The organism is Pseudolabrys taiwanensis (assembly GCF_003367395.1).
Classification (GTDB): domain Bacteria; phylum Pseudomonadota; class Alphaproteobacteria; order Rhizobiales; family Xanthobacteraceae; genus Pseudolabrys; species Pseudolabrys taiwanensis.
The window spans coordinates 3,937,445-3,952,023 of record NZ_CP031417.1 but is presented as its reverse complement, the minus strand read 5'-3'; the positions used below and the strand labels follow the sequence as shown (position 1 = coordinate 3,952,023).

The window sequence follows — 14,579 nt, the reverse complement described above, 5'->3', positions numbered from 1 at the left end:
TCCTTCGGGCTCGCGCGCTGATGCGAGCGTGGGTGCGGCGCGCTTAGTGCTGCGGAACAACCACCATCCAGCCGACGCCGAATTTGTCGGCCAACATGCCGAAGCTGGAGGAGAAGAAGGTCTTCATCAGCGGCTGAAGCACCGTGCCGCCTTCGCTCAGCGCCTTGAATTTCTGTTGAGCGTCGGCGTCATCCTTGACCGAGAGCGCGAGCGAAATGCCTTTGAAATCCGCCTTGCCGCTCGCCATGCCGTCGGTCGCCATGATGACGGCGTCGCCGACCTTGAAGCTCGAATGCATGATCTTGTTGGCGTCAGGCATCGGGCCGGCGCAGCCCTCGCCGGGGCTGTCCATCGGCGGCGCTTCCTTGAAACGCATCATGACCTCGACCTGCGCACCGATCGCTTTCTTGTAGAAGTCGAGCGCTTCCTCGCAGCGGCCTTCGAAGCTCAGATACGGCTGAACGTTCATGTCTCTCTCCCTCGCGTGTCGGTGGGCGTTGCGCCCGTCGTTTCATGTGGACGGCTGCGGCCGGGGCGGCCGGAACCTCATTGACAAAAACGTTGATATCAACATATTTGAGTCATGTCAAAACCCGACCCCGTGTCCTTTGCGAGCACCATTCTGGTGCGGGACGCGTGTCTGTGCCTGCACGCACAACGCGCGGCGCGGGCGTTGGCGCGTCATTTCGACGACGTGCTGCGGCCGGTGGGCATCACCAGCGGGCAATTTTCGCTGCTGATGTCGCTCAACCGCCCGGAGCCGCCGAGCATCGGCAGCGTGGCGCAGTTGCTGGCGATGGACCGCACGACGCTCACCGCCAATCTCAAGCCGCTGGAGCGGCGGGGGTTGGTCAAGGTCGCCGTCGACCCGGAAGATCGCCGCAGCCGCCGTCTGGCGTTGACCCCGGAAGGCCGCAATGTGCTCGCCGAGGCCTTCCCGTTGTGGAAGGGCACCCACGCGGCCATCGAACAGAAGATCGCCGAGAGCGGCCCGGACCTCGTCCGCACGGCCTTGCGGGCGCTGTCCTAGCTGGCAAAAATAATTCAAAAGTCGTGAGCGAGGCGCCTGACTCGATTACGACAAGAGAGGCATGGAGCCCCCCGCACGCCGTCGCGAAGGTCTCCGGCCTGAAAACGTCCTGATGAAATCGAACCGCGCTTGGCTGCGCTTATTTGAGCTTAATCCGGCCTGCCTTAACAAGGCGAACCAGGTCTGCATGTGCCCGATATCGCCGTAGATTATTGTGGTCGCGGTCCTCGTCCATTGGCCACTCATCGGTGGGCCAACCCGTAGTATGTGCGAGGCGACGTCCGAGCGCGCCCCATACGCCAGCGATTTCCTGACGACTGAGCCCAGTCCGGTCTGCAAGCTCAATTACGTTCACCCAGTTCGGATAGGCATCGACGATTGTTCGCCAAACTTTGCTTTGATTTTGAGATAGCGGAATACGGCTGAAAGCATATTCGATTATCTCGGAGCTAAGAGCCGCAGCCTCCGATTCACCCTTCGCGGTCTTCGCAGGAATTTGGCTCGAGGCGGCGTCGGGCTTTGCGGCCGACTCGTCCCCGAAAAGGTGGGCTACCTCTTTGTATTCCTGTGCAGTTCCAACGAATACCTTCATGACGGCAACTCTCCCGTTGAGCTTCTTAAATAAAGACTAGACTTTGTTCAAAAAATGTCAAGTAAGCTTGTAATAAGCTGAAGCTAACTCTTCGAGCAAATTGATTGCATTGATTGCATCGCAATCATTCCAGTGCTATGGGTTCGCCATCCGGGAGTTTTCCGATGGCGTCGCTCACTGTCCGCCAGCTCGACGAGAGGCTCAAGAAGCTGCTGCGGCTGCGTGCCGCGCGCCACGGCCGTTCGATGGAGGACGAAGTCCGCACCATCCTGCGCGAGGCCGCGGACGCGACCGGCCATGAAGCGCTCGATCTCATCGTCCCGCCTAATCCGCCAAAGGAGGGGGCCGAGCAACGGTCCGTCATCGAGGCCGACGTCCGCCACGTGCTGCTGATCATCGGCGGTGGCATCGCGGCGTACAAGTCGCTCGATCTCATCCGGCGGTTGCGCGAGCGGCGCATCGCCGTGCGCTGCATTCTCACTAAGGCGGCCGAGCAATTCATCACGCCGCTGTCTGCCGGCGCGCTGACCGGCGAGCGCGTGTTCACCGATCTGTTCGACCAGACCTCCGAATTCGACGTCGGTCACATTCGGTTGGCGCGCGAAGCGGATCTCATCGTCGTCGCGCCGGCGACCGCCGATCTCATGGCGAAGATTTGCGGCGGCCACGCCGATGATCTCGCCAGCGCGGTGTTGCTCGCGGCGGGCACGAATGTGCTGCTCGCGCCGGCGATGAATCCGCATATGTGGGCGAACAAGGCGACGCAGCGCAATCTGGCGCAGCTCAAGGCCGATGGCTTTGCTTTCGTCGGACCCAACGAAGGCGAGATGGCGGAATCCGGCGAGCGCGGCTTGGGCCGCATGGCCGAGCCGCTCGAAATCGCCGCCGCTGCCGATAATCTCTTGTCGCTCGAAGCAGCACAGCCGCTCAAAGGCGTGCGTGTTCTCATCACCTCCGGCCCGACACACGAGCCGATCGATCCGGTGCGCTACATCGCCAACCGTTCTTCCGGCAAACAAGGGCACGCCATCGCCGCCGCCGCCGCCCGCGCCGGCGCCGAGGTGACGTTGGTGAGCGGGCCGGTGAACGTGCTCGATCCGACGGGCGTGAAGATCGTCAAGGTGGAGAGCGCGCGCGACATGCTCGCGGCTGTCGAGCAGGCGCTGCCCGTCGATGTCGCGATCTTCGCGGCGGCAGTGGCCGATTGGCGTGTCGCCAATGCGGGCGAGCAGAAGATCAAGAAAAAGGCGGGTCAATCGACGCCCGAACTGGCCTTGGTCGAAAATCCCGACATTCTGTCGACCATCGCGCACCGTACGCAGCAGCGTCCGCCGCTCGTCATCGGTTTTGCCGCCGAGACCGAGAATGTCGTCGCCAACGCCAAGGACAAACTGGCGCGCAAGGGCTGCGATTGGATCCTCGCCAACGATGTGTCGCCGGCGACCGGCATCATGGGCGGCGACCGCAACACCATTCAGCTTGTCACCGGTGCGGGCGTGGAAGCCTGGCCGACGCAATCGAAAGAAGAAGTGGCCGCGATGTTGATCGATCGCATCGCGGCTGCGCGCAATGGAGCGAAAAAGTGAGCACGTCCGAAATCCGCGTGATGCGATTGCCGCATGGTTACGATCTGCCGTTGCCCGCCTATCAGACCGCGCACGCGGCCGGTGCCGATCTGCTCGCCGCTGTGCCGGACGATGCGCCGTTGACGATCGCGCCGGGTTCGCGCGCCCTGGTGCCGACCGGCATCGCTATTGCGCTGCCCGTCGGGACGGAAGCGCAGGTGCGGCCGCGCTCGGGCCTTGCCGTGAAACACGGCCTGACCGTGCTCAATGCGCCGGGAACGATCGATGCCGATTATCGTGGTGAAGTGCAGGTGTTGCTCGTCAATCACGGCGGCGATCCGGTCGTCGTCACGCGCGGCATGCGCATCGCGCAAATGATCGTCGCGCCGGTTTTGCAGATGGTGCTGCGCGAAGTGGCGTCGCTCGACGAGACGGCGCGCGGCGCCGGCGGTTTTGGTTCTACCGGAGGTTGAGGAAATTTTTTAAAATTGAACGCTGGACGTGAGACTAGCTGTAATCTATTACCTCTAGCATCGTTGCAAGTGCGACTGGTGCTGTCCAATGCCGCTCGTTTCTCGCAAGGGCATTCTTGCGATAGCTGCTGTCATCGACGTTGCCATTAACGCCCGCGGCCGGCCGGTGTCGGCGAAGGCCTTGGCGGCGCGTCACAAGCTTCCACCGCGCCATCTCGAGCCGGTGCTGCAGGCATTGGTGCGTGAGGGCATCCTCAAGGGCATCCGTGGGCCGCATGGCGGCTACGAGATCGCGCGCGAGCAGAGCCGCATCACCGTCGACGAAATTCTGCGCGCCGCGAGCCGCGCCGAAGAGGCGGAAGATCCACCGCTGCCGCCGTCGTCGATCGTCAGCGAGGTGGTGCAGCCGGCGCTCATCGAAGCCGAGCGCACATTCTCGGCCGCGCTCGGCAAGATCAACGTCGAAGACATGGCCAAGCGCGCTGCTCCGGCGAAGTAATTTCGCGTCGCGCGCCGCTTCTTTACCCGTTCACGGTCTGGACTCTTTCGGCAGGAGTCCCCCGGGCGCTAAAGTCTTGTGATTCGCGAATGGTGTGGCGGACACCGCTCGCAATTCCTGGGGCAGGCCCGAATATGCCGGAGATAATCCGGACGGCGAACGAGAGGCTGCGTTCTCGTCCGTGGCGAGGCGGATTCTTAACCGCCTTCGCAACCATAAACCTTTGTGGGACGTTCCTGACGCCGGCGCGCGCCAGCGTCGGCCCTGCGCTTGCGGTGATCGAGCCGCTGCGCTCGCTCGCCGGTGCCTTTGGCAGCCAGGAGATGGCGACGCTCACCTTGACCCTGGGCCTGGGCTGCTTCGCCGTTCTCTCCACCGTGGCGCTGATGCGTGCGCGCCGTCGCAACAGCTTGCTCGAGAGCGTGTCGCGCGACGAAGCGATGGCGCTGCACTCCGAGATCGATCGGCTCAAGGCCATGCTGATGGCCGAACCGCAGGTGTTGGTCGCCTGGGCTGCCGCGGCCGATGCGCCGGACATTCTCGGCGAGACGTCGATCGTCGTGCCCGGCGGTGTGCCCGAGCGCGTCCTTGCGTTTGGCACATGGCTCGAGCCGGCGGCGGCGCAGCAGATGGAGCACGCGGTCGAACGGCTGCGCAGCGAGGGCCATGGCTTCGTCATGAATCTGACGACGCGGATCGGCCGTCCCATCGAAGCGGAAGGCCGCGCCGTCGGCGGCAGCGCCATCCTGCGTCTGCGCGACGTCAGTGGCTTCGAGCGCGATTTGATTGAACTTGCCGCCCGTCACGAAAAGCTGTCGAGCGACGTCGCAACGATGCGGGAGCTGCTCGACTCGCTGCCCGCCCCGGTATGGGCACGCGACCAGCACGGCCAGTTGGTGTTCGTGAACGAGGCTTATGCGCGCGCCGTCGAGGCCACCGATCCGACCGACGCCGTTTCGCGCTCGCTGGAATTGCTCGATCGCAACGCGCGCGCCGAGGTCGTGCGCGCCCGCGCGGCCAACGAAACGTATGCAGGGCGCGTCCCGGCGATCGCGGCCGGCGAACGCCGCATCTTCGACGTGGTCGATGCGCCGGCCGGCAAAGGCAGCGTCGGCATGGCGCTCGACCGCACCGAGGCCGAAGGCATGCGCGGCGAACTCGCGCGCATGGTGGAGGCGCATCGCCGCGTGCTCGATCAGCTCGCGACCGGCGTCGCCATCTTCAATGTCGATCGCAAACTGATCTTCTACAACGCCGCCTTCCGCTCGCTGTTCGAGCTCAATGCCGGCTTCCTCGATCAGAACCCAACCGATTCGGCCGTTCTCGACACCTTGCGCGCGAACCGCAAGCTGCCGGAGCAGCAGAATTTCCGGGAATGGAAGCAGCAGCTTTACGAAGCCTATCGCGCCGTCGAGCCGCAGGAGCATATGTGGCACCTGCCCGATAACCGCACGATGCGCGTCGTCACCACGCCCAATCCCGAAGGCGGCGTCACTTATCTCTACGATGACGTGACCGAAGGCCTCGATATGCACCGGCGCTACGACGCGCTCATCAAGGTGCAGAGCGAGACGCTCGACCATCTTGCCGAGGCGGTGGCGGTGTTCGGCTCGGACGGCCGCGTGCGCCTGCACAATCCGGCCTTCCAGCGCATGTGGAAGCTGACGCCGGAGGCGCTCGATCAGCACCCGCACGTCGAGGCGGTGACCGCCTGGTGTCAGGTGCAGCACGACGACAATCTCATCTGGCGCAATCTGCGCGGGGCGGTGACGGCCATCGACGGCCGCGAGCCCCTGGTGGCGCGCATCGAGCGTCGCGACGGCATGATGATCGATGTGACCACGATGCCGCTGCCGGACGGCGCCACGTTGGTTACCTTCCAGGACGTGTCCGACACGGTGAATGTCGAGCGCGCGCTACGCGAGCGCAACGAAGCGCTAGTGGCCGCCGACTCGATCAAGATCGATTTCGTGCACCACGTGTCGTACGAACTGCGCTCGCCGCTGACCAACATCATCGGCTTCGCGCACATCCTCGGCGACGCGGCCTTCGGCCCGCTCACCGAAAAGCAGCGCGAATATCTCGGTTACATCACCACTTCGACCAACGCGCTGCTCGCGATCATCAACAACATCCTCGACCTTGCCACCATCGATGCGGGCGCAATGACGCTCAATCTCGGCGAGGTCGATATCCGCGCCAGCATGGTGGCGGCCGCCGAAGGCGTGCAGGACCGGCTCGTCAAGAGCAACATCACGCTCGACATCCGCGCGCTGCCCACGATCGGATCGTTCACCGCCGACGAGCGGCGGCTGCGGCAGATCCTGTTCAATCTCCTGTCCAATGCGGTCGGCTTCTCGCCGGAGGGTGAGACGATCACCTTCGCCGCCGAGCGGCGTCCGGACGCGGTGGTGTTCTCCGTGATCGATCACGGGCCCGGCATTCCGCCGGAGGACAAGGAGAGGGTGTTCAAGTGGTTCGAGACCGATCCGCGCGGGTCGGAGCATCGCGGCCCGGGCCTGGGGCTGTCACTGGTGCGGTCGTTCGTCGAGCTGCATGGCGGCACGGTCACGATCGACTCCGTGCTCGGTCAAGGCACGACAGTGACCTGCGTCTTTCCGGTGGCGCAGCAGGCCAAGCAGTCGGCGGCATAATTCAGACGCTCATAGCAAGATGGCCGGGCGTGAGCCCGGCCATCAATGCGCTTTAGCTGAAAGCGACCGTCGGCATCAGCGATAGCTACGGCGGTGATGGTGACGGCGGTAGGGGCGGTCCGGACCGGGCTCGTTGTAGCTCACCCGATCACCCACATACTGACCGTTCACGCAGCGGCCGTGGTTGAGATCGAACAGCGCCTGGAAGCCGCTGCACGGCTGCATCCAACCGCCGATGAAGGCGACGGTGCCCATGGCCGCGACGCCGCCAACGGCGGCTGCGCCGACAGCGCTGGTCGGCAGCGCGGCGCCGGCCGCGCCCCAACCCGTGTACCAGCCGTTATAGGCGCCGAGCGCGACGGCAGTGCCGGCCGCGGTGCCAAGAACCCACGGCGCGGCCGCACGGGCGTCAGCGGAGGCGTAATCGTTGTGGCCGTACGGCTGCGCCAGGGCGGGCGTGGCAAATGCCGCCGCGGCCGCGAGCGGAAGGGCGAAAAGTGCTTTGCGCATACTAGAACTCCTTGATGATCTGCAAAGGCGTGATCGTTTTGCAAACGTCCACGAGCGGAAGGTGTTCCTGTCCAGACGGGGCGAAACCGTGACATTCCCGTGGCAATATCGGCGACGCAGGGGTGATATGTCCGTGACAGGACCCTCGACGACAACGCGCTGACAGCCCGCGTGATTCACTGGCGGTGCGATTGCGCTCAAATGCGAACGCGGCGTCCCGCGCGATGACGATCGCGTGAGCCAGCGCGGGGCTTGCGCGAATTCACATTCACCCGTGTGCAAATTTGAACGGCGATGCGGGCGGCTGCCCATCGGTGTGTGGGGGCCGTTTGGGGCGTAAAGCGTCGCGGTTGGGGCAATCCGGCGCGCCTTCCGCCACACGCAATCGGCGCTTGATCCGTGCGGCGGGACAGGCGAAATAGCCCCGCCCTGCGGCACTTTTGCCGCGGCTTGAAAAGAAGAAGACGATGGCAAAGCACAAGATCTTGATCGCCGGTGCCGGCCTCGGCGGTTTGGCGGCCGCTTCCTTTCTCATGAAAGAAGGCCACGACGTCGAAGTCTACGAGCAAGCGCCGAAGTTGGAGGAAGTCGGGGCTGGCATCCAGATCTCGGCCAACGCCATGCACGCGTTGCGCTCGCTGGGGCTCGAGGAGGCGATCACCAAGGTCGGCGTGCGTCCCGAGGCTTACGAATTCCGCCTGCACGACACCGGCGAGCTGATCCAACGCTTCGCGCTTTCGGCGGAGCACGAGCGCCTGCACGGCGCGCCCTACACGCAGCTTCATCGCGCCGATTTCCACGGCATCCTCGCCGATCGTGCCCGCGCCTTCAAACCGGATGTGGTGCAGCTCAACAAGCGCGCCACGGGCTTCACCGAAACGGCGGACGGCGTGACGCTGAATTTCGCCGACGGCTCGTCGGCCAAGGGCGACATACTGCTCGGCGCGGATGGGCTGAAATCCGTGGTGCGCAAGCAGATCGTCGGCGAAGTGCCGGCGACTTATACCGGCGACGCCGCCTGGCGCATCATCGTCCCGGTCGAGCGTCTGCCGAAGGATTTCCTGCCGCAGGTGATGTCGGTGTTCATGGGCCCGGGCGGCCACATCGTCTGCTATTACCTGCGCGGCGGCGCGCTGTTGAACTTCGTCGGCATCGTCGAAACCGACGAAGTGTCGGACGAGTCGTGGACGCTCAAGATGCCGTGGGAGCAGTTGAAGGCCGATTATGCCGGCTGGCATCCGGCGATCCAGACCATCATCGACAAGGCCGACAAGGACAAGTGCTACCGCTGGTCGCTGCACAACCGGCTGCCGATCAAGAACTGGAGCACCGAGCGCACCACGCTGCTCGGCGATTCCGCGCATGCGACCTTGCCCTATCTCGCGCAGGGCGCGGTGATGGCGATCGAGGACGGCGCCGTGCTGGCGCGCGCGCTCAACATGGAGAGCGACATCGCCGCGGCGCTGCAGCTCTATCAGCGCAACCGCATCGAACGCACGTCGCGCATCGTCCTGCAGTCGAGCGACAACCGCCGGCTTTTCCACCTGCATTCGGAAGCCGCGATCCGCGCCGAATTCGCCAAGCGCGACGAGGGCAAGGACCGCAACAAGTGGCTCTACTCCTATAATCCGCTGACGGTGGAACTGACCTGAGGGCGACCGGCTGGCCCCCGGCCGCCGGTGCCGTCTATAAGGGCGCAGGGCCCTTAAGACGGATGATTCGATGCCCTCGACGAGCGGCAGCTACAGCTTCACGGTCGAGGTCGCCGACGAGCAGGCGACCTATCGGCTGATGGCCGATATCGCCGGCGCCATCGAGGCCGGCGATCTCATCACGCTGTCGGGCGACCTCGGCGCGGGCAAGACGACGTTTGCCCGCGCGCTCATCCGCTATCTCGCCGACAATCCGACCATCGAGGTGCCGAGCCCGACCTTCACCTTGATGCAGGCCTATACGCTGCCGCGCTTCAACCTGGTCCACGCCGACCTCTATCGTCTGTCCGGACCGGATGAACTGACCGAGCTCGGCTTCGAGGAGTTCGGCGACAACGCGGTGACGCTGCTGGAGTGGCCCGACCGTGCCGGCAGCCAGCTCGCGGCCGATCGTTTCGACATCGCCTTTACGCTGGACCCCGACAAGGCGCGCAGCTTCCGCCATGTGCATGTCACCGGCTACGGCAGCTGCGCCGCGCGCGCGGAGCGCATCGACACCGTCCGGCGCTTTCTGATCGGCAACGGCTTCGGCGTTGCAAGCCGCATTCGTATTCAGGGCGATGCCTCCACGCGCTCCTACGAGCGGCTGGTGCGCGACGGCGCCAGTTATATCCTGATGAATTCGCCCAAGCGTCCGGACGGACCGCCGGTGCGCGACGGCAAGCCCTACAGCGCCATTGCCCATCTTGCCGAAACCGTGACGCCGTTCATGGCGATCGCGCGGGCGCTCCACGAACGCGGCTTCTCGGCGCCGAAGATCTTCGCCGCCGACAGCGGCGACGGCCTGATCGTGCTCGAAGATCTCGGCAACGAATTGGTGGTCGACGGCGAGCCGCCGGTGCCGATCGAGGCGCGTTACGGCGTGGCAACGGACGTGCTTTCAGCGCTGCATGCGATGAAGCTGCCCGACACTTTGCCGGTGTCGCCGGGCGTGATCTACACCGTTCCGCCTTACGATATCGGCGCGATGCTGATCGAAGTCGAATTGTTGCTCGACTGGTATCTGCCGAAGCTTCAGGCGCCGGCCGCACCTGAGCAGCGCGCGGAATATGTGGCCCTCTGGCGCGAGGCGCTCCAGCCCGCGATCGAAGCGGCGCCGACCTGGGTGTTGCGCGACTATCATTCGCCCAATCTCCTGTGGCTGCCGGAACGCGAAGGCATTAAACGCATCGGCCTTTTGGATTTTCAGGACGCGGTGATGGGCCCGCCGGCTTACGACGTCGCGTCGTTGCTGCAGGACGCGCGCGTCGACGTGTCGGAGAAGCTCGAGCTGACTTTGCTCACGCGCTACCTGCGTGCGCGGCACGCGGCCGATCCGGGCTTCGACGCGGGCGCCTTCGCGCGGCTTTATGCCACGATGGCGGCGCAACGCGCCTCGAAGATTCTGGGTATCTTCGCGCGCCTGGAGAAGCGCGACCACAAGCCGCAATATTTGCGTCATCTGCCGCGCGTATGGGGCTATCTGCAGCGATCGCTGGCGCACCCCGCGCTGGGGCCGCTCCAGGCCTGGTACCGGGCCAATGTGCCATCGCTGAATTCGCTTTGAGCCGCATGAACACGATTCCGCAAACCGCCATGGTGCTCGCCGCCGGTCTCGGCACGCGCATGCGTCCGCTGACCGACACCATGCCGAAGCCGCTGGTGAAGGTCGCCGGCAAGGCGCTGCTCGATCACGTGCTCGACCGCCTCGCCGAGGCCGGCGTCGAACGCGCCGTGGTCAACATGCATTATCTCGGCGAACAGATCGAAGCGCATGTGAAGGGCCGGGCGAAACCGGCAATCGTCCTGTCGGACGAGCGCGGCCTTTTGCTCGGCACCGGCGGCGGCGTGGTCAAGGCATTGCCTCTGCTCGGGCCGGCACCGTTCTTCCACATCAATTCCGACACCATCTGGATCGACGGCGTGCGGCCGAATCTCGTGCGCCTCGCCGAAGCCTTCGATCCTGACGCGATGGACGCGCTGCTGCTGCTGGCATCGACGACGGGGAGCATCGGCTATAGCGGCCGCGGCGACTTCATCATGCAAGGCGACGGCCGGCTGCGGCGGCGTAGCGAGCGCGAAGTGGCGCCGTTCGTCTATGCCGGCGCCGCCATCCTGTCGCCGGCTTTGTTCAAGGATGCGCCGCAGGGCGAATTCTCGCTCACCGATCTGTTCGACCGCGCCGCCGAAGCGGGCCGCCTGCACGGCCTGCGGCTGGAAGGCCTGTGGATGCATGTCGGCACGCCGGACGCCGTCGGCGAGGCGGAAAAGGCGATCATCGCCAGCGCGCAGTGATTGTCGTCCCGGCCAAGCGAGCGGTAGCGACCGCGAGCCGGAGCCCATAACCACCACGCTCTCGACTCAAACTGAGGACAGTGGGTATGGGTCCCGGGCCTCCCTCGCGAGCGCTCGGCCGCCCGGGACGACAGGGTATATGCTTTCGTCATGGCGACTCGTCCCAACGTCTTCAACATCCCCGCCTCGGCGCCGTTTCTCACGGTGCTGATCGACGCGTTGCGCGCGGGCAAGCTCGTGCCCGGCTTTCCGGCCTCGCGCGAACCGTTGGAATTGGCGCGGGCGACGCTCTATCTGCCGACGCGGCGCGCCTGCCGCCTCGCGCGCGATGTTTTCCTCGACCGTCTCGACGGCGACGCGGCGATCCTGCCACGCATCGTGCCGCTCGGCGATCTCGACGAGGACGAGATCGCCTTCGCGCAGGCCGCGACCGCTGAATTGGCGGAAACGGCGCTCAGCCTGCCGCCGGCGATCGAGCCGCTGGAGCGGCGGCTGTTGCTCGCCGAGTTGATCCTGAAGTGGGCGAATTCGCCGGAGGTGCGCAGCGCCGCCGGCTCGCCGCTCGTCGCCAACACACCGTCGGCGGCGCTGGGACTCGCCGACGATCTCGCGCGGCTGATGGACGACATGACGACGCGTCAGGTGTCGTGGGACAAGCTCGACACCTTGGTGCCGGACGATCTCGACTCGTATTGGCAGCTCTCGCTGCGCTTTTTGAAGATCGCGCGCGAGGTCTGGCCGGCGATCCGTGCCGAGCGCGGCGCCATCGAGTCCGCCGAGCGGCGCGATCTGTTGATCGAGGCGGAAGCGCAGCGCCTCGCCGGCAGCAATGCGCCGGTGATCGCCGCGGGGTCGACCGGCTCGATGCCGGCGACCGCTAAGCTGCTCGCCACCATCGCCTCGCTGCCGCATGGCGCGGTCGTGCTGCCCGGCCTCGACATGCATCTCGACGAGACATCGTGGCAGCGCATTTCCGGCGACGGCGGCGACAAGACGCATGACGGCGCGCCGTCGGCCGGCCATGCGCAGTTCGCGCTGCAAGCGTTGCTGCAGCGGATGAACATCACGCGCGCCGAGGTGACGCAGCTTGGCGCGGGCGGCGGTCGTGAGGCGTTGGCATCGGAAGCCTTGCGGCCGGCGGCGACGACCGAGCATTGGCAGCTTTCGCGCAAGGCCGATGACTTCAACAGCGCGATCGATTCCGCGCTCGGTACCGTGGCGCTGATCGAAGCCGCCAATGCCGAGGAGGAAACGCTCGCCATAGCGGTGGCAATCCGCGAGACGCTCGAGCCGCCACAGAAGACCGTGGCACTGGTGACGCCGGACCGTGCTTTGGCGCGGCGCGTGCTCGCCGCGCTCGAGCGCTGGCGCATCGCGGTCGACGACTCCGGCGGCGACAGCCTTGCCGACACGGCGGCGGGACGTTTCGCGCGGCTCGCCGCGGCGGCGGCAATCAAAGGCCTTGAACCGGTCACGCTGCTCGCGCTGCTCAAGCATCCGTTGTTGCGGCTCGGTGCAGAACCGGGCGCGCATGACCTGGCCACTGCCGCGCTCGAGCGCGCGCTGTTGCGCGGGCCGCGGCCGAAACCCGGCACGCCGGCGCTTAAAGCTGCGCTCGCGCATTTCCGCGCCAACCGTCACGACATGCACAGAAGCGATCCGCGCTGGCTGCTCGATGAGGATGCGCTCGATGCCGCCGCCGAACTCATCGAGCGGCTCGCCGCCGCGCTCGCGCCGCTCGAGACGCTGACGCGCGAACATCCGCTGGCGACCTTGGCCACGGGCCATCGCCAGGCGATTGTCGCGCTCGCCGGCGAGGAGGCGTTCGACGGCGTCGATGGCCGTGCGTTAGTCGATGCGCTGGACGACCTGATTGCCAGCCCGTCGGCGCAGAGCCTCGCCATCGCGCGCGGCGATTATCCGGATGTGTTCCAGGCCGCCATCGGCGACCGCGTCGTGCGCCGGCCGGAAACGCGCGACGTGCGCGTGCACATCTACGGCCCGCTGGAAGCGCGTTTGCAGACGGTCGACCGCGTCATCCTCGGCGGCCTCAACGAGGCGACGTGGCCGCCGGAGACGCGCAGCGATCCGTGGCTGTCGCGGCCGATGCGGCGCGATCTCGGGCTCGATCCGCCGGAGCGGCGCATCGGCCTGTCCGCGCACGACTTCGCCCAGGCGCTCGGCATGAACGAAGTGATCCTGACGCGCGCGCAGAAGCTTGCCGGCGCGCCGACGGTGACCTCGCGTTTCGTGCAGCGCATCGGCGCGCTCGCCGGCGAAGCGCGGTGGCAAAGAGTGATCGCGCGCGGCGATCAATATCTCGAGCTTGTCCGCGCGCTCGATCAACCCGCTCAGGTGAAGGCCGTCGCGCGGCCGGAGCCGAAGCCTCCCTTGGAGGCGCGGCCGACGCGCCTGTCGGTCACCGCCATCGAGGATTGGCTGCGCGACCCTTATACGATCTATGCCCGTTACATTCTGCGGCTGATGCCGCTCGACGCGGTCGACACGCCGCCGGGAGCGCGCGACCGCGGCACCATCATTCACGGCGCCATCGGCGATTACACGCGGATCTTCGCCGACGGCGCGCCGGCCGATCCGATGAAGGAACTGACGGCGCTCGGCGACGAGCGGTTCAAGCCGCTCGCCGATTATCCGGAGGCGCGTGCTTTCTGGTGGCCGCGCTACGAGCGCATCGCGCAATGGTTCGCGCAATGGGACGGCGCGCGACGTGCGAGCATCGCCTCGCTTTATGCCGAGATCAAAGGCGAGCTGAAGTTCGAAATCGGCGATCGCACCTTTACGCTCTCGGCCGTCGCCGACCGCATCGAAAAGCGCACCGACGGCACTTACGCCATCGTCGATTACAAGACCGGGCAGGCGCGCACCGAAAAGCAGGTACGCACCGGCCTCGCGCCGCAATTGACGCTGGAAGCGGCGATCCTGCGCGCAGGCGGGTTCAAGGACGTGGCGCCTGGTTCGGTATCCGCGATCACCTATGTGACGCTGAAGGGCGGCGAGCCGGCCGGCAAGGAACAGCCGATCGACTTCAAGGAGGGCACGCCCGACACGCAGGCCGAGCACGCCCTGGCGAAGCTCAAGGCGCTCGCCACCACCTTCGAGAACAAGGATGCGCCTTATCTCTCGCTCGTGCATCCGATGTGGCGCACGCATTACGGCGACTACGATCATCTCGCGCGCGTGAAGGAATGGTCGCTCACCGGCGGCGCGGACGAGGGGGAGGGGTGATGGCGTATGACGTTTCGGCGCGAT

The 14,579-nt window shown here is 65.8% G+C and carries 12 protein-coding genes; 9 read left to right on the top strand and 3 right to left on the bottom strand.

Features of this window, described 5'->3' with window-relative positions:
* Positions 1-43: 43 nt before the first annotated feature.
* Positions 44-469, bottom strand: coding sequence for a VOC family protein (locus DW352_RS18735; RefSeq protein ID WP_115692750.1), 426 nt, complete (start codon positions 467-469; stop codon positions 44-46).
* 114 nt (positions 470-583) lie between these two features.
* Between DW352_RS18735 and DW352_RS18730 the strand changes: the two genes are divergently transcribed.
* Positions 584-1,030: a MarR family winged helix-turn-helix transcriptional regulator gene (locus DW352_RS18730; protein ID WP_115692749.1), complete on the top strand. Its 447-nt coding sequence runs from the start codon at positions 584-586 to the stop codon at positions 1,028-1,030.
* A 139-nt stretch (positions 1,031-1,169) separates the two neighbouring features.
* Here the strand turns inward: DW352_RS18730 and DW352_RS18725 are convergent, their stop codons facing one another.
* Positions 1,170-1,622 (bottom strand): hypothetical protein, encoded by a 453-nt coding sequence (locus tag DW352_RS18725; RefSeq protein ID WP_115692748.1) that lies wholly within the window; start codon positions 1,620-1,622, stop codon positions 1,170-1,172.
* A 164-nt stretch (positions 1,623-1,786) separates the two neighbouring features.
* Between DW352_RS18725 and coaBC the strand changes: the two genes are divergently transcribed.
* The 4 genes from coaBC to DW352_RS18705 all read left to right on the top strand — a co-directional run bounded on the left by coaBC (position 1,787) and on the right by DW352_RS18705 (position 6,813).
* Complete coding sequence (coaBC, locus tag DW352_RS18720) at positions 1,787-3,208, top strand: bifunctional phosphopantothenoylcysteine decarboxylase/phosphopantothenate--cysteine ligase CoaBC (RefSeq protein ID WP_115692747.1); 1,422 nt, start codon at positions 1,787-1,789, stop codon at positions 3,206-3,208.
* Positions 3,209-3,228: 20 nt separating this feature from the next.
* Positions 3,229-3,660: a dUTP diphosphatase gene (dut, locus tag DW352_RS18715; RefSeq protein ID WP_115694495.1), complete on the top strand. Its 432-nt coding sequence runs from the start codon at positions 3,229-3,231 to the stop codon at positions 3,658-3,660.
* Positions 3,661-3,748: 88 nt separating this feature from the next.
* Positions 3,749-4,159, top strand: a complete 411-nt coding sequence (locus tag DW352_RS18710) for an RrF2 family transcriptional regulator (RefSeq protein WP_115692746.1) — start codon at positions 3,749-3,751, stop codon at positions 4,157-4,159.
* A gap of 134 nt (positions 4,160-4,293) precedes the next feature.
* Complete coding sequence (locus DW352_RS18705; protein ID WP_115692745.1) at positions 4,294-6,813, top strand: PAS-domain containing protein; 2,520 nt, start codon at positions 4,294-4,296, stop codon at positions 6,811-6,813.
* Positions 6,814-6,888: 75 nt separating this feature from the next.
* Here the strand turns inward: DW352_RS18705 and DW352_RS18700 are convergent, their stop codons facing one another.
* Entirely contained in the window at positions 6,889-7,323 is a 435-nt protein-coding gene (locus DW352_RS18700) for a hypothetical protein (RefSeq protein ID WP_115692744.1), read from the bottom strand.
* A gap of 467 nt (positions 7,324-7,790) precedes the next feature.
* On the opposite strand from DW352_RS18700, the gene DW352_RS18695 reads away from it, so the two are divergent.
* The 4 genes from DW352_RS18695 (at position 7,791) to addB (ending at position 14,555) form a co-directional block, all read left to right on the top strand.
* A complete protein-coding gene (locus DW352_RS18695) occupies positions 7,791-8,975 on the top strand; it encodes an FAD-dependent monooxygenase (RefSeq protein WP_162827052.1) in 1,185 nt (394 codons plus the stop codon).
* Between the two features lie 70 nt (positions 8,976-9,045).
* The gene (gene tsaE, locus DW352_RS18690) at positions 9,046-10,581 is read left to right on the top strand and encodes a tRNA (adenosine(37)-N6)-threonylcarbamoyltransferase complex ATPase subunit type 1 TsaE (RefSeq protein ID WP_115692742.1); all 1,536 of its coding nucleotides are present in this window, start codon (positions 9,046-9,048) and stop codon (positions 10,579-10,581) included.
* A gap of 5 nt (positions 10,582-10,586) precedes the next feature.
* Entirely contained in the window at positions 10,587-11,309 is a 723-nt protein-coding gene (locus DW352_RS18685; protein ID WP_115692741.1) for a nucleotidyltransferase family protein, read from the top strand.
* A gap of 150 nt (positions 11,310-11,459) precedes the next feature.
* On the top strand, positions 11,460-14,555 hold the full coding sequence (gene addB, locus DW352_RS18680; RefSeq protein WP_115692740.1) for a double-strand break repair protein AddB: 3,096 nt from the start codon (positions 11,460-11,462) through the stop codon (positions 14,553-14,555).
* The last annotated feature ends 24 nt before the right edge of the window (positions 14,556-14,579 follow it).

Excerpts from the sequence above, each read along its gene's own strand:
- DW352_RS18685 (WP_115692741.1), top strand. The coding sequence starts at position 10,587 with ATGAACACGATTCCGCAAACCGCCATGGTGCTCGCCGCCGGTCTCGGC.
- addB (WP_115692740.1), top strand. The coding sequence starts at position 11,460 with ATGGCGACTCGTCCCAACGTCTTCAACATCCCCGCCTCGGCGCCGTTT.
- DW352_RS18700 (WP_115692744.1), bottom strand. The coding sequence starts at position 7,323 with ATGCGCAAAGCACTTTTCGCCCTTCCGCTCGCGGCCGCGGCGGCATTT.
- tsaE (WP_115692742.1), top strand. The coding sequence starts at position 9,046 with ATGCCCTCGACGAGCGGCAGCTACAGCTTCACGGTCGAGGTCGCCGAC.
- DW352_RS18710 (WP_115692746.1), top strand. The coding sequence starts at position 3,749 with ATGCCGCTCGTTTCTCGCAAGGGCATTCTTGCGATAGCTGCTGTCATC.
- dut (WP_115694495.1), top strand. The coding sequence starts at position 3,229 with ATGCGATTGCCGCATGGTTACGATCTGCCGTTGCCCGCCTATCAGACC.
- DW352_RS18725 (WP_115692748.1), bottom strand. The coding sequence starts at position 1,622 with ATGAAGGTATTCGTTGGAACTGCACAGGAATACAAAGAGGTAGCCCAC.
- DW352_RS18705 (WP_115692745.1), top strand. The coding sequence starts at position 4,294 with ATGCCGGAGATAATCCGGACGGCGAACGAGAGGCTGCGTTCTCGTCCG.
- DW352_RS18730 (WP_115692749.1), top strand. The coding sequence starts at position 584 with ATGTCAAAACCCGACCCCGTGTCCTTTGCGAGCACCATTCTGGTGCGG.
- coaBC (WP_115692747.1), top strand. The coding sequence starts at position 1,787 with ATGGCGTCGCTCACTGTCCGCCAGCTCGACGAGAGGCTCAAGAAGCTG.
- DW352_RS18695 (WP_162827052.1), top strand. The coding sequence starts at position 7,791 with ATGGCAAAGCACAAGATCTTGATCGCCGGTGCCGGCCTCGGCGGTTTG.
- DW352_RS18735 (WP_115692750.1), bottom strand. The coding sequence starts at position 469 with ATGAACGTTCAGCCGTATCTGAGCTTCGAAGGCCGCTGCGAGGAAGCG.